The organism is Azospirillum oleiclasticum (genome assembly GCF_013423485.1).
In the GTDB taxonomy this organism is placed as follows: Bacteria; Pseudomonadota; Alphaproteobacteria; order Azospirillales; family Azospirillaceae; genus Azospirillum; species Azospirillum oleiclasticum.
The window spans coordinates 1-14,683 of sequence record NZ_JABFFR010000020.1; the positions used below are offsets into that span (position 1 = coordinate 1).

General features: G+C 64.9%; 10 protein-coding genes and 1 pseudogene. 8 read left to right on the forward strand and 3 right to left on the reverse strand.

All coding sequences use genetic code 11. The features are described from left to right. Positions 1-334 precede the first annotated feature (334 nt). Complete coding sequence (locus HL658_RS19885; RefSeq protein ID WP_180283979.1) at positions 335-703, reverse strand: helix-turn-helix domain-containing protein; 369 nt, start codon at positions 701-703, stop codon at positions 335-337. A 260-nt stretch (positions 704-963) separates the two neighbouring features. Here HL658_RS19885 and HL658_RS19890 point away from each other — a divergent pair, with 260 nt between their 5' ends. The 7 genes from HL658_RS19890 to HL658_RS19920 all read left to right on the forward strand — a co-directional run bounded on the left by HL658_RS19890 (position 964) and on the right by HL658_RS19920 (position 8,456). After that, on the forward strand, positions 964-1,380 hold the full coding sequence (locus HL658_RS19890) for a hypothetical protein (protein ID WP_180283978.1): 417 nt from the start codon (positions 964-966) through the stop codon (positions 1,378-1,380). A 372-nt stretch (positions 1,381-1,752) separates the two neighbouring features. Beyond that, positions 1,753-1,956 carry a hypothetical protein gene (locus HL658_RS19895; RefSeq protein ID WP_180283977.1) on the forward strand — a complete coding sequence of 68 codons (204 nt, stop codon included), beginning with the start codon at positions 1,753-1,755 and terminating at the stop codon, positions 1,954-1,956. Between the two features lie 278 nt (positions 1,957-2,234). Next, positions 2,235-2,966, forward strand: a complete 732-nt coding sequence (locus HL658_RS19900) for a hypothetical protein (RefSeq protein WP_180283976.1) — start codon at positions 2,235-2,237, stop codon at positions 2,964-2,966. Next, positions 2,963-5,014 carry a DDE-type integrase/transposase/recombinase gene (locus HL658_RS19905; RefSeq protein WP_180283975.1) on the forward strand — a complete coding sequence of 684 codons (2,052 nt, stop codon included), beginning with the start codon at positions 2,963-2,965 and terminating at the stop codon, positions 5,012-5,014. The genes HL658_RS19900 and HL658_RS19905 overlap by 4 nt, the downstream gene beginning before the upstream one ends. Continuing rightward, a complete protein-coding gene (locus HL658_RS19910) occupies positions 5,004-5,990 on the forward strand; it encodes a TniB family NTP-binding protein (RefSeq protein ID WP_180283974.1) in 987 nt (328 codons plus the stop codon). The genes HL658_RS19905 and HL658_RS19910 overlap by 11 nt, the downstream gene beginning before the upstream one ends. Before the next feature lie 12 nt (positions 5,991-6,002). Continuing rightward, entirely contained in the window at positions 6,003-6,869 is an 867-nt protein-coding gene (locus tag HL658_RS38220) for a TniQ family protein (RefSeq protein WP_180283973.1), read from the forward strand. Between the two features lie 147 nt (positions 6,870-7,016). Beyond that, a complete protein-coding gene (locus tag HL658_RS19920) occupies positions 7,017-8,456 on the forward strand; it encodes a TniQ family protein (protein ID WP_281378833.1) in 1,440 nt (479 codons plus the stop codon). A 418-nt stretch (positions 8,457-8,874) separates the two neighbouring features. Here HL658_RS19920 and HL658_RS19925 read toward each other — a convergent pair whose 3' ends face one another. Then, entirely contained in the window at positions 8,875-10,335 is a 1,461-nt protein-coding gene (locus HL658_RS19925) for a TrkH family potassium uptake protein (RefSeq protein ID WP_180283971.1), read from the reverse strand. A gap of 318 nt (positions 10,336-10,653) precedes the next feature. Here HL658_RS19925 and HL658_RS19930 point away from each other — a divergent pair. Further along, a pseudogene (locus HL658_RS19930) lies at positions 10,654-11,682 on the forward strand (IS3 family transposase); the annotation flags it as partial. A gap of 524 nt (positions 11,683-12,206) precedes the next feature. On the opposite strand, the gene HL658_RS19935 reads toward HL658_RS19930, so the two are convergent. Then, positions 12,207-14,675, reverse strand: a complete 2,469-nt coding sequence (locus HL658_RS19935) for an arsenate reductase (azurin) large subunit (protein ID WP_180283970.1) — start codon at positions 14,673-14,675, stop codon at positions 12,207-12,209. Positions 14,676-14,683 lie beyond the last annotated feature (8 nt).

Sequence of the window (14,683 nt, forward strand, 5' to 3'; positions counted from 1 at the left end):
CAGAGGGCGGACACCAGTGCGGGGGGTGATGTCTTCAAACGGAGAAGGTGGCGGCATGTACACCGCCAACCTTATGGCTCTGACGGGACTGTCCGTCGTCAAGGGGCTGCTCGCCGCCCCGGGTCTTTCAGCTTTCCGACAAAGAGGCCGCCGCACTCGCCGGGGAGATATCCAAGCTGTGTCACGGCTGCGTTCGGGACGCTTGTCGCGGAGATCTCCACGTTTCGTTAGTGGAGGCTGAGATGGCCGCCATCCGGATACATACCAAGCACACCACGATCCAAGCGGGCAGCCGTCCGAAAACCTGGGCCGATCTCCACTTTCAGAAGAACACCTATGGCCGATCTTCTTGATCGGCGCGTGTCCGGCGATGCCGGACCAGCGCTTCCACCTGTTCGGCAGCCAAGTCGAGGTCATCGTCGTCGAGCACGTCCGCCATCGCGAGCAGACGCGCCATGCGAGCGACCCGTTCGGGCAACTCCCTGCCGACCGACATCGGACGCGGAGCGGAGAGAAGCAGGCCGTCAGGCGTCGTCCCCAACACCTCGGCGATCCGCACCAACGTCCCCAAGTCAGGCTCATGCAGCCCGCGCACGTAGTGCCCGTATCGTCGCGAATCGAGGCCGCTCCGGCGCGCCACCTCGGCATCGCTCAGCCCCAACGCCAGCGCTCGTACCCGCAATCGGTCGCCAAGTCCTTCCATGAAAGCGGGTGTGCCTGTGGCCCGCCGCCGCCGTCCATGAACTTTTCCTTCTTATAACTAGGATATCTAGTGTATCGGGTTGGCAACCGCCAACCTCCGCGGATATGCCCTACGGCGAAAAGCAGAAGGCCATGGACGGGAAAGGTGTCGAAGCATCTCCGTATCCAACGCCTTCACCACGTGAATGGGCGACTGGATGCTTCACCAAGGCCAAGCGGTGGTGGGCGGACAACGTGGCGGGCAAGCATCGGAGGACTTCAATGAATGACAACATCGGCGGGTTCGCGCTGCTGCTCCTGCTGGGCGGCATCGTTTATCTCGCCTACTACCTGCTGGCCGGTGGGAAAAAGAAAATCCACGCGGAGAATCTCGCCGCCTTGAAGGGGAGCGGGATTAATTTCGACAAGGTGTACGACGGATTCGCCTCGATCATTGCGATCTCTGCCGGAACCGGGAAGATCGCGCTGGCGGAGCCCGGCAAGCGTCTTCACATCTATGACCGCGACATGATTCGCGGTTGGCAACCTGTCTGGTTTGAGCAGGGCGGCCATAAGTCCTTGTTCAAAATCCAGTTCAAGCTCCGGGATGAAAACAACCCGACAACCGCCATCTGGTTCGCGACGGAAAGGGACATGGACAAGTGGGAAGAAATACTATCGCAGGCGATGGGTGTCTAATTTTGGCAGAGGGCACGTGAACGCTCCAGGCTTCGCGGCCCGTGCCGGAGGCGGGTGGGCGCAAAACCGATCCGCCTCCGCACATTCAGTGCCATGCGCAGCAAGGCTGCCCCAGGAAAGGTCGCATCCGCCTCCACCTGCCAATGCCAAGTGAACCCGCGTCCGGCCTTCCGGGCGCGGAGAACGTACGCAGTCGTACATGGACGTCGCCGATGCATGGGGCCATCGACCCAAACCCGACGGATATGGCCAAAGCCGGCGTTGCCACTGGAACAAACAAGGAACATTATCCCTCCGCGATCAACTTGGAGGAACCAATGCCTGAGTTTGGTGCCAGACGCCACCCGGCCCATGTCGGATACGGAGATCGTCATGGAAGACCCTGAGGGCCGACGCCGGGGCGGCTACCTCGTCCTGAAGGATGCAGACGGGCGCTTCCATGCCCTGCGTGCGACTGCGGTCATCGGGATCAGCGAGATAGACGACGGTGGCGACGAATGCGTGCTCACCCTTCCCGGGGGCCGCCTTCTCCGGGTGCCACGCCCACTGGGGGTGATTCTGGACTGGATCTCCTGACCTTTGCGGGACACCAGCCACGCCCAGCATGGCCTGCACGGGAACGGCCTGGAGCGCGTATCCTTTCAGAGGAGCGCAACCTATGTTGACAATTTTCTTCAGTCCTGGTATCCAGGGAACCATGAATAGTCGTGCGCTCGATCACCGCGTGTCCGACCTTCCCGCAACAGCGGGATGCTGCCTCATTTCCCGAATAATATCGGCCTAGTCCGCCGCCCCGAGCCTGCCGTCCCGCACCGCGCCGACGGCGTCCCACGCTCCCTCAGGACTGGCCTCCGATGCGAAAGTTCCATCCCGCCGCGTCGCCCGACGCGAGCCGCGAGCGCGTGTCCTCGTCCCGCCCGCGTCTTCGCAAACTCGCACGCAAGCCCGCCCCGTCCCGCGCCTCGAAGCCCAAAGGCGACCGCCGGCCCGTGCTCGCGTTCCCCAGCCTCAAGGCCGGGTGCATGGTCACCTTTGGCCGATACTGGCTCGTCGACCTGCTGACCCTGTTGGAGGTCGATCCCGACGTCGTCTCCTACACGCGCGAGACGTCCTCCGTGACCTTCAGCCTCGACGGCGGGGAACGGACATTCCGCTCCGACCTCGACGTGCATCTTCGGGACCGCCGCATGGCGCTCGCCGCCCTGACCACCGCCGAGGCTGCCCTGGAGGAAAACGTCATCGCTGCCGCCGCCCTGAAGGGGTTGTACGCGGCAAAAGGCGTGGAGTTCCGGGTCGTCACGGACGGGGAATTGAAGGCTCAGCCCCGGCTCGACAACGCCAAACTTCTGCTCCGGCACCAGCGCGTCGAAGTGCCGCCCGAAGCGGTCGTCCGCATCGCCGTCGCCGTCGCCGAGGGCCGCGCCTCCAGCCTGGGCGACCTGCACGCGGCGCTCGGCGGCGACGGCGGAGCATGGGGCATCGTCCTGGCCCTGACGGCCCGAGGTTGCGTGCGCGTCCAGATGGACTCGCCCCTCGGGCCGGACACCCCGGTCTTGGCAGTCTCCGGCGACGGGAGGCTGGCATGATCGCGGCCGAGCGGTTGCGGCGGGACCAGTTCTTCGAGGTGGACGGAGTCGTCCTGAAGATGATCAGGAAGGCGAACCGGCACCCCGACGGCGCCATGTCCTTGTACCTGGAACAACCCGAAAGCGGCGCGATCCGCGCCTTGACCGAGGTGGAGTTCGAAGTCGGGTTCGCGGAGGGTCGTATTCTCCGCGTCGAGGACCCGATAAAGGCGCTCGACGCCGATACGAAGGCGCTGCTACGCGCCGACTACGGCGCTGTTCCGGTGACCATGCGGCGCGAGGCGGAGCGGCGGCACGCGTACATCCGGGCCTACCACGCCGCGGGAGAGCCTTCACGGACACGGGCCGGCTTGGGTCCGATGATCGACCAAACCGCCGGGGAGATCGGCGACATGTCGCCTCCCGCCTGGAACACGCTCAGCCGTTGGCTGGCGCTGTGGGAACGGGCCGGGACCGGGGACGTCCGCATCCTGCTGCCCAAGTACCACAAGCGCGGACCGGACTGCAGCACGCTGCACCCGTTCCTGAGGGACAGGCTCAAGGACCTCATCGATGAAGTCTACATGAACCGGAGCCAGAACAAGGCCAAGCATGTGCACGCGGCCCTGCACCGAGAGGTCGTGGCATGGAACGGCCGACACGGGCCGGACGGGCACCTCGCATGCCCCAGCCTGCGAACCATCCAGCGGCACATCGAGGCACTCGACCAGCGCGACAGGCTGCTGAAAAGGAAGGGACGCAAAGCTGCCGACGCGGTCTTCAAGCCCGTCATGAAGGGGCCGGAGCCCGATGGCATCATGGAGGTGGTCGAGATCGACCACACGCGGCTCGACCTCGTCGTGCTCGCCGACGACACGAAGGTGGAGCTCGGCCGTCCTTGGATCACCGCCGCGATCGACCGCCACAGCCGTTGCATCGTGGGCTTCCACATCGGGTTCGAAAGTCCGTCGACGGTTTCGCTGATGCTCTGCCTGCGGCACATGATGACGCCCAAAGCCTACGTGAAACAGCAGTATCCCGACGTCAGGACGGAGTATCCGTGCTGGGGGGTTCCCGACATGGTCGTCAACGACAACGGGCCGGAATTCCTCGGCAACAGCCTCAAGGAGGCGGCCCTCCAGCTTGGCTTCCGGATCGAATGGGCGCCGGTCGACTGCCCGGAGTTCAAGGGCAAGATCGAACGGTTCTTCCGCACAGCCAACGAGGAGGTCAGCCACCGCGTCTCCGGAACCGTCAACCCGTCCATCCGCAAGCCGGGCGGAGCGGAAGCTGCCGGCCCGGCCTGCATCCCCTTCGGCGTCCTGGTCGCCCGGTTCCACCACTGGCTTCTCGACGTCTATCACAACCAGGTCCACGAAGGGATCGGCGACGTCCCGATCCGCCGTTGGCTGGCGGCCGAGGCACGGCGTCCGCCGCGCCGCCCCACGTCGATGAAGGCGCTCGACGTCCTCCGGATCATCGATGTCGCCACGCCGGTCAAGAAGGGAATCCGGTGGAAGAATCTCTGGTGGAACGGCCCGGTGGTGGCGGACATCCGTGCCTTGCCCAGCTTCAAACGCGGCGACAAGGTCCGCATCCGGGTCGATCCGCTCGATGTCCACACCGTCCAGGTCATCCATCCGGTCACGGGCGAGGCGCTGGAAGTGGGCCCCATCGATCCAGATTTTCCCCACCAGATCACCCTTTTCCAGTGGACGCGCTCCTGTGCGCTCAAGAAGGCGCGGGCACACCGGGCAGGCGGTGACGAAACCGCCTTGGCCGCGCTCGACTATCTACGCCGTCAAGCGGACGAACACCGGGCCAAAGGCGCCAGAATCCGGTTGGACCGGATCGCCCGCTTCGCAGGCGTGGGAATGGCCCCGGCAGGAACAACGGCCCCCGCGTCCACCAAGCCTGCCGATGGAAGCGACCTGCCGGGGCCGCAGCCGGAACCTGCTTCGGACCGGGAGACCATCGCGGACACCCCGCCGACACCGCGTAGTTGGAAGAAGTCCACCATCCGGAAGACCGATCCCGCCAACCGCGGAGGACAAACCGATGGCCGTTGACGACGAAAAGGACGCACGAGCGAAGAAGGTGTCAGCGATCCACGCTTGGTTCGTGCTGTATGACGGGCTTGAGGTTGTGCGAAAAGACTTCGAATGGCTTCACCATCGGGACAACAGCCACGGCGAGGCCGGTTGTCTGCTCCTTTATGGCCCACCGCGATCCGGCAAGACCCACCTGATTCTGGACTACGTGAACGCCCATCCCCCGGTGGTAGGACCGGACGGCGACCGTCAGGAAGTGGTCTACTTCAAGGCACCCTACCCCTGTACGCCGAAGAACCTGGTTGAGCGCATGGCGGACAAGCTCGGGTATCCTGGCGTCGCAGGACCCCGCCGGAGCCGCCTGTTCGACATGATGGACGTCGTCTTGCATTATGTCCGCCAGCTTGGCGTACGCCTCATGTTCATCGACGAAATTCATCAGATGGCAAGCGGCGGAGGCGACAACGGATTGATCGCCGGGGCCACGCTTCTGAAAGACCTGATCAACGAGGGCGAGTTCTGCATCGTCGCATCCGGCACCTGCTCCGCCACGAGGATCTTCGAGGCCCACGAGGAGCTTTGCGGCCGCCTGTTGGCAGTGCATGAACTCCGGCCATTCGACTGGTACGCCGAGGACCAGCGCGACACCTTCCGCGCCCTGCTCCACGACATGGACGGAGAGTTGCCATTCGCGAGGTCCGGACTGTCCGAGGCCGGGATGGCGGCGCGCCTCCATGTCGCGTCGGGCGGCCTGATCGGCCACGTCGCAACGTTGGTGGAAATCGCGGGCGTCATGGCTGCTCGCGAAGGAGCCGACCGGATCGGCCTGGATCATTTTGCCCGGGCCCACGAGAAGAAGAAATTCGTGAAGAGGGGCGTCAATCCGTTCATTGGCGGCACGCCTGACCCGTCGCCGTTCGCCGCCCCCGATCCTGTCCCGGCCGGTAGCCGTCCCGTCCGGAAGCGGCGTGCCGACGACGACTTCCGGGCGTAGGAGGAACGGGCAATGCGGCGCCTTCGCCTCAGGGTCGCCCCGGCCGAGGGTGAAAGCCTGCCCGGCTTCATACTGCGGCTGGCGGCCCGGGCAGGATTCCGCAATGCTTGCGAATTCGCCGTACTCGCCGGGGTCCGCCAGCCGGGAGGCGCCGTCTCGGGCGCATCGTTGCTGCCTTTGGCGACGTTTTCCGGCGTGGCGCAGGAATGCCTCGACCTTATGGCATACCCTCCTGCCGGACCCCGTGGTCACCACCGCTTTCTCGAGGGAATGGTCCACCGCGACTTCATCTGGTTGGCGGCAAGGCGGGCCTGCCCCGCTTGCTTGCGGGAGGCGCCCCACCACCGGGGTGAATGGGACTTCGCCCTGGCAACCGCCTGCCTTCGGCACCGCCACCGCCTCCTGGTTTCGTGCCCGTTGTGCGGTGCGGAACCCGGATGGGATTACCCGTCCGTCGGAGGTTGTCAATGCAGGGCGCGGTTTCGCGACGCCGCAATCCGTCCCGCACCGGATGAGGAGATCGCCGCCCTCGCATTCCTGCGTTCCGTCATCCGGGAAGGTCCGCCGCCGTCGCTTCATCAAGACTTCGCCGGGTGCGGACCATCGGACCTCTTCAGGATCACCCTCTCGCTCGGCGCTTCCGCCGAGGGTTGGGACGGCCATAGGCGCGTGGCGTCGGTAGTGCGGGCCGGCCCGGAGAGGGTCGCCGCCATCGTGACCGCGGGTGTGCAGGCGCTCCAGGATTGGCCGACTTCGGTTTGCGATCTGCACAGGCGTGGCTACCGCCTGCCCGAGGACCGTCCCCGTCGCACGCCCGCCCTCAACCTGCTGCACAAACTCGTGCACAAGGCCGTCGCCGCAGGAAGAGGGCAGCACTGACCGCGTTGTACGCCACATCGCCCATGCGGAACCAAAAGGCGGCTCCCCGAACATTGCCGTCACAGAATTCGGCATACCGCATAACTTGCCGTTCACAGTCGGAAGCGATCCTGGAGTGCAACGTGTCGTGCATGCCAGGAAAGGTTCATGACCAGACGATTGCGTTTCCGGAGCGCCCCTCTCCCCGGGGAGAGCATGCTCGGTTACATGGGGCGGGTCGCCCATCGGAACTGCATCACCATCGCCGACCTCGCCCGCATAGCCGACGCCTGTCCCGTCACCCACGGACCCGCACTGCGGTCTATCGGTCAGCTTGCAGATGTGATGGGTGTGGACCGCGACGCCGCCGCTCTACTGTCGTACTACATACCGGGCGATCATACGATGCTTCGGCTGGCGGGCTTGACCGTCCCGGTCCGTCTCGTCAACTGGAAATGGAAGAGGTTCTGCCCGGATTGTCTGGAGGAGTCCGAGCACCACCGCTGCATTTGGGACATCTCGCTTGTATCGGCATGCCCCCTGCATCGCAAGCGACTGGTCATCCGGTGCGCCAGATGTGGCCATGAGCTTGCATGGTCCGGTCTCGATCCTTGGGCATGTCACGCTTGCGGCGCCAACCTCCGGCGTATGCGCTCAACCTCCGTCCCGCCGGAACAACTTCGGGGGACGGCTCTCATCTACGGCCTGCTTGGTCAGTCGGAGTTCATGGACGAGGCGGCCGGGGCGCGGGCGCGGTTGCCGTTTTCCGCGTTTGACGAAGTGGGCTCACTGAAGTTGCTCCACCTGCTCGTCATGTCGCATCACATTCGGAAGAGGGCGATCCGGTCTGGCTGGATTGAGGACGTCCACCTGACGCTCAACGACGCATATGATGCCTGTGTCGATTGGCCTTCCCGGTTGCTGAACCTGGAAGGAATTGCATCGAAGAATGAACGCCCGTATGTCATCGGGCGTCTGCTCGAGCTGGCCCGGGAAGTCCCGGAGAGCCTACGGGATGCCTTCCAGAAACGCATCATGGAGGACTCGGACCCAGTGCGCCGTACGCTCAGGGAGCCCGACGTCATCACCATGGACGAGGCAGCCGTCATGATGGGTGTCGAAAGGGACAGGCTTCGGAAATCGGGTGCATGCCGACGCCTGTCGAAGTTTGAGTTGGATGGTGAACCCGTGCTGAGCAGAACGCTTGTCGTTGAAGCGGTCGCGTCGGCCGGGCGGGTAATGAGAAGCTCCGAGGCGGCCGCAATGCTCGGCGTTTCTCCAATAGCGTTCTGGGCCATCGTGAACGCAGGAATGATCGTCGACATCGTCGGAAATACAAACAAACAACAATCATACTTCTTCGGAAGCAGGGAGTTGGAACGTTTCCTGGATGCGGTGGCGGAGGCCGTGCAACGCCACAGAGCGTCTGTAGAGGGAAAAGTAGGACCTACATCGACAACTGCCTTTCATGCCGATTTCCGAGGCGCTGCCGCTGTCAATACCGTGAGAGAACTACTCAACGGATCGCTCCGGTGCGTTGGGATTGACGAAGCACAAATCGGTCTACGCCGATACGGCCTTGTCGTGCCAGCCGGCGACAGGGAGTGAACGACGGCGCGAAGCAAGGCTTCTGATGGCCGCATCGGTTCCGCAGCGACGTGGGAGTACAATCGCAACAATTTCTCCTTACACAAGCTATCGTTGATCTCAAGAATGTTGTCGATACCCAACAGCAGTCTCTTGAATTCTGTCGTTTCATTCCACTTTTTCAGTCACCTACGCATGATAAATCAGAAATTTAGCACAAACCGAAACTCATGAATCCTGTCGCGGCACACCTTCGCTGTGCGCCCTGTCGATTCTTGAGGCACCGGCACGGAATCCGGTGCGGCGACACAGGATGCGGGCGCGTTGGAGATCCGTGACGCCCGTCGCGCCGCCAGATCACGCCCACCGGGTTGGGTGACAATATCGGCCTGTCGAGGAGACATTACCGCCCGTGCGCGGGCGGGATGTCCAGGCGGGATCATCCCCGCCAGAAAGCCCGTCCGAAGAGCACCAGCAGTGTGAAGAACTCCAGCCGGCCCAGCAGCATGGCGCCGGACAACAGCCATTTGGCGTTGTCCGGCAGCGGTTGGAAGGTGCCGGACGGTCCGATGATGGGACCAAGGCCGGGGCCGATGTTGCCGATCGCCGACGCCGCCCCGGACAACGCGGTGACCAGATCGAGCCCGAAGCCGCCGAGCGCCAGGGCCACGAGGAAGATCGATGCCATGTAGACGAAGCCGAAGCTCATCACCGAGATCATGACATCGGCGTCCACGGAACGGTCGTTGTAGCGCAGCGGCAGCACCCGGTGCGGTGTGTACAGGCGATGAATCTGCACCCGCAGCACCATGAACAGCACCTCGAACCGGAAGATCTTGATGCCGCCGGTGGTCGAGCCGGTGCAGCCGCCGATCGTGCTGAGGATCAGGAACACCATGATCGCGGTCGGCCCCCACAGGCCGTAGTCGCCGGAAACGAAGCCGGTCGTGGTGACCACCGAAACCACGTTGAACGTGGACAGCCGGACGGCGTCGTCCACCGGCAGGTCCAGCGTGGCGTACAGCCACGCGGCCATGACGAGCGACACCACCGCCATGAAGCCGAGATACCAGCGCACCTGGGTGTCGCGCCAGATCGGGCCCAGGTCGCCGCGCAGCGCGCTGACGAAGCGCGCCATCGGCACGCCGCCCGCCATCATGAACACCACCAGGATCCACTCGATCACCGGGTTGTTCCAGTCGCCGATCGAGGCGTCGCGGGTGGAGAATCCGGCGGTGGACAGTGTGGTCATGGCATGGTTCACCGCGTCGAACGGGCTCATCCCCGCCAGTGCCAGGCACGCCGCGCAACACAGCGTCAGCAGCGAGTAGATCCACATCACGGCGGCCACGAGCTCGCTGGCGCGCGGCACCACCTTCTCGTACCGCTCCGACGATTCGGAGCGGAACAGCTGCATACCGCCGACCCGGAGCACCGGCAGGACGGCGATCCCCATGGCGATGATCCCGATCCCGCCCATCCATTGCAGCAGCGAGCGCCAAAGCAGCAACCCCGGCGAGAGCGTGTCGAGCCCGACGATCACCGTGGCCCCGGTCGCCGTCAGCCCCGACATCGCCTCGAAGACGGCGTCGGCCGTCGACAGGTCGAGCTGGTCCGACAGCCGGAAGGGCAGTGTCGCGAAGGCGCCAACCAGAACCCAGGATACCGAGGTCAGCAGGAAGGTCTGGCGCAGTGTCAGCGCCACCCGTTCCGTCCGGTTCATCAGCATCAGAAGCACGCCGCAGAACAGTGTGATCCCCGCGGACGCGGCAAAGGCCATCCACTCCCCGCCGCCGGCTCCGATCTCCACCAGCAGGGCTGCCAGCATGGCCACGGCGAGAACCGACATCAGCGCACCGGCGACGTGGAACACGGGACGGGTATCCAGGGCCGTCCTCATCACCGCGGCTGTTCCTTTGAAAACCGGACCGTCAGATCACGCCTCCCTGGACGGGAGGCCCCAGCCCGACCCGCCATCGCCATCCATCGATTCCGTCGCGCCAGTCACGACACAGTTTGCCTACGTATGACGTACCGTTCGTAATCCATCTCCGGGGAAAAATCTCCGGTTTTGGTTCGCCGTGCCGCTTGAGCGTCGACGGTGATCGGCGATCGAGGAGGCGGAGCGGCGGGAACGGTCCGCCGGGAACTGAAATGGTCTCCGATCGCCGGACAGTCGGATAAGCTTGGTTCGCCCAGAGAGAGGACGGACCCGAGAATGACGGGGAGTCGGAAGCGGTATTCGGCAGAGTACAAGGCGAAGGTGGTGCTGGAGGCGATCCGCGGCGATCTGACGGTGTCGCAGCTCATCGCCAAGCTTGGGGTGCGCCAGACGCTGATCAACGCCTGGAAGAAGCGGGCGGTCGAGGGGATGGCCGGGGTGTTCTCCGGCAAGGCGGAGGGGGCCGAAGCCAGCCATCAGGGCGAGGTGGAGAAGCTGCACGCCATGATCGGCCAGCTGGTCGTGGAGCGGGATTTTTTGCGCAAGGCCTCCGGTCGATGAGCGTCGGCCGGGGGCGGGAGCTGATCGAGCCGGATCATCCGGGTTTGGCGATCACCCGGCGGTGCGAGCTGGTTTCGATCAGCCGGTCGAGCCACTAAGGGCCGGCCAAAGGCGAGCCGGCAGATGACCCGGCATCTGCGCCGGCATGGCCACGAGGTCAACCGCAAGCGGGTTCGCCGCCTGATGGCACGGATGGGCCTGCGGGCGGTCCACCAGCGCCCGAAGACGAGCGTGCCGCATCCGGAGCACAAGATCCGGCCGTACCTGCTGGGCAACCTCACCATCGACCGCCCCGACCACGTGTGGTGCAGCGATATCACGCACATCCCCATGCGCCGCGGCTTCCTGTACCTGGCCGCCGTCATCGACTGGGCATCCCGCCGTGTTCTGGCATGGCGGCTGTCGAACACCATGGATGTCGAGTTCTGCATGGAGGCCGTGGAGGAGGCGATGGCGCACTATGGCCGACCGGACATCTTCAACACCGATCAGGGCAGCCAGTTCACCAGCCCACGCTTCACCGGCCTCTTGACCGCGGCCGGCATCCGGGTGTCGATGGACGGGCGCGGCCGGTGGATGGACAACGTGTTCATCGAGCGGCTGTGGCGATCGATGACATACGAATGTGTCTACCTCCATGCCTTCGAAACGGGCAGCGAGGCCAGGGCCGGGATCGGCCGCTGGATCACCGACGACAACACCGACCGACCGCACTCGGCGCTCGGCGGCGGAACCCCGGACGAGACCCAGGCCCGTCTTGGACAAGTTCCACCGAGTCGCCTTCCGGAGGCGGTTTCACGCGACAATCGACCAGTTGCAGGCCGACTTGGATACGGGAATACAACGAAGTCAGACACCATCAGGGGCGATGGTGTTTTGGACGCTCGCCGATGCAGACCTTCGCTGACACCGCCCCCATGGCCAGAAAGAAGATCATCCAGGCCGCGTGACGTCGGACAGGCTCGACCTGCCGGACAGCCGCCGGTGAACCTTGCTTTCCTTCCCCAAACAGGTGGAGCGACCCAGCCTCAATGGAAGCCTTCGGGCGCCGTCGGTATTGCCGGTGTGCGGGTCGTCGGACATGTCGGATCCTCGAGGCGGCCTGCTCGAGCGCAGGCCACCCGATCCCATCCTGACCTCCTCGGGGTCGCTCTCCGACGTCTTGGGGGTCCAAACCTTCGTCAAGCTCTGGTACCCGGAAACCGCGGTCAGCCGCGGTGGTGGAGGAGTGCTCCGGCCCCCCTCCACGACCGTCCATCGATGCCGACCTACAGATCCTTGGGATACTCGATGCTCTTGAAGCTCATCCCCTCGGCCCCCGGTGTGTGGCCGATGCGCCGGATGTTGGCCCAGACGTTCTTGTAGTTGGGGATCATGAACTCGTTGGTCCCCTTGCTGATCACGTTGCCGACCTGGCCGGTGGGGGCGATGAACAGCATGAAGGCCTGGCCGGGCTTCGCCGTCGGCGTCGGGTAGACCATCGCCTGGGTCGAGCCGACATCGTTGTAGACCTCCACCAGGTCACCCGCCGCCAGCCCCAGCTTCGCCATGTCGCCGGGGTTCATCTCGATGGGTGCGATGGGCATGCGCTCGCGGACGAACGGCGTGTGCACGTCGTAGAAGGCATTCTGCCAGACCAGGTTGTTGCGGCCGTTGTTGATCAGGAACGCATACTTCTCCTTCTGCTGGGCGCGGCCGGCCACCTCGAGGCCGCGCCATTCGGTCTTCATGAATTTGGCCCGGCCGTCGTCGGTCTTGAACTTTCCATCGGTGTAGAGCCGCTTCGTCCCGATCAGTCTGCCGTTCTCGAAGCCGACCACCGGCTCGTGCACGCCGTTGGTGCCCATGGCGCGCAGACGCTCGTAGGTGACGAACCGGCCTCCCTCCGCATTCTGGTTGTAACCATCCATGAAGGCGTCCTCTTCGGTCTTCCAGCCGAACTTGCCCTTGAACTGGGCGGCATACGTCTCGTTGCCCGCGCGGCGGAACGACTCCTCCATGGCATTGCCCAGACGTGCGGCGATCAGCGCGTCGGGCATCGCCTCGCCCGGCGGGTCCATGTAGCGCTCGGTCAGCCGCAGGCGGCGCTCGCCGTTCATCGAGGTCAGGTTCATCTCGCCCGCGGTGGCGGCCGGCAACCAGACATGCGCCGCCTCGCCGATCTGGGTGGGGAGGATATCGACCACCACGCTGAACAGGCCGCCGCGCTTGATGGCGGCGACGATCTGTTCGAGCTGCGCCGCGCGGTCGCCGTAGGGAACGCTGTCCATCGCCTCCTTCACCATGTTGGTGCGGCGGCGGTAGACGCGGCGGAACTCCTCGGCGTTCAGGGTCGACTTGAAATGATCGACCGCCCAGATGTGGTGGACGCCGCCCTGCCCGCCGATGAGGAGCTGGTCGACATAGGCGGCCGGGCGCCCGACATGGGCGTCGGACGGTCGCACATAGCCCTCCTGGTGGCCACCGAGACGCACGCAGCCCGTGCCTTCGCGGCCGATACTGTGGGTGGCCAGCGCCAGGTTCACCATCGCCGCGTTGGTGCGGTAGTTGTCGTTGCCCCAGATGAGGCCCTTCTCGTAGGCCATCATGGTGCGGCGCCGCTTGCCGTCCGCCTTCGGCTCGGCGATCCACTGCGCCGCCTTGCGGATGTCGGCGGCCGGAAGCCCGGTGATGGACGCCGCGTCGTCGATGGAGACCTTGTTGGCCGTGGCGGCCTCGTCGAACCCTTTGGTGTGCTGGGCGATGAAGTCCTTCGCGTGCCAGCCGCGGGCGACGACCTCGGTCAGCAGCGCGTTGAGAAGCACAAGGTCGGTGCCGGGGTTGATGGCGAGATGGAGGACGTTGTTCCTGTCGGCCACCGTCTCGCAGGCGTTCACCGACACCGTGCGCCGCGGGTCGACGATGATGATGCGGCCGGCGGCGTGCGCCTCGCCCGCCAGCAGCTGCCTCTTCTTGTCGAGCGTGTCGCCGCGCAGGTTGGGCACCCAGTGCGCCAGGAAGTAGTTGGTCTGGTTCTCCAGCGGGTTGGCGCCGACGACGAAGATGGTGTCGGCGAGCTCGGCGTCCTCGTAGCAGTTGTTGAGCTCGCCCACGCCCATGTCGCGGCTGGCGTGAACCTCGGAGTTGTAGGCCGGCCGGTTGTGGATGCGGATGTTCTTCACCTTCATCGCATCGAAGTAGAGCTTGCCGGTGCCCCAGGTGTTCTCGTACCCGCCGGCGGCACCACCATGGTCGAAGGCCGAGACGATCACCCCGTCCTCGCCCATCTCCTCGATCACGCGCCGGGTGACGTCGGCGACCAGGGCCAGCGAGTCCTCCCAGGAGGTCGGCATCATCTGCGAATAGCGCCACACCATGGGATGGCCCAGGCGCGCCTGCATGGTGCCGGTCTGCTCGGAGACCCGCGTCTCGCCCATGCGACCGCCGCGCACGGAGCTCAGGCCCCCGTTCACCTCGCACGCCTTGTCGGGCTTGATGACGAGATGGACGAGCTTCCCGTTCTGGGAGACGACGTTGTACATGGAGGGGCTGTACCAGGACGCGCTTTCCGCCCCCTGCTGCTGGGCCAGATCCTCGCCGAAGACATTCTGGTCGGGGCGTGCCCCGCCCTGCCGGTCGATGGGCCAGGAGATCGCCTTGTAGCCGCAGCCGACGATGCAGAAGTCGCAGACGACGTTCTGCACGCGGGCGTCCTTGGGCGGGATGGGAAGCTGGTCGATGCCGCGCTTGTAGGTCATGGTCCGGT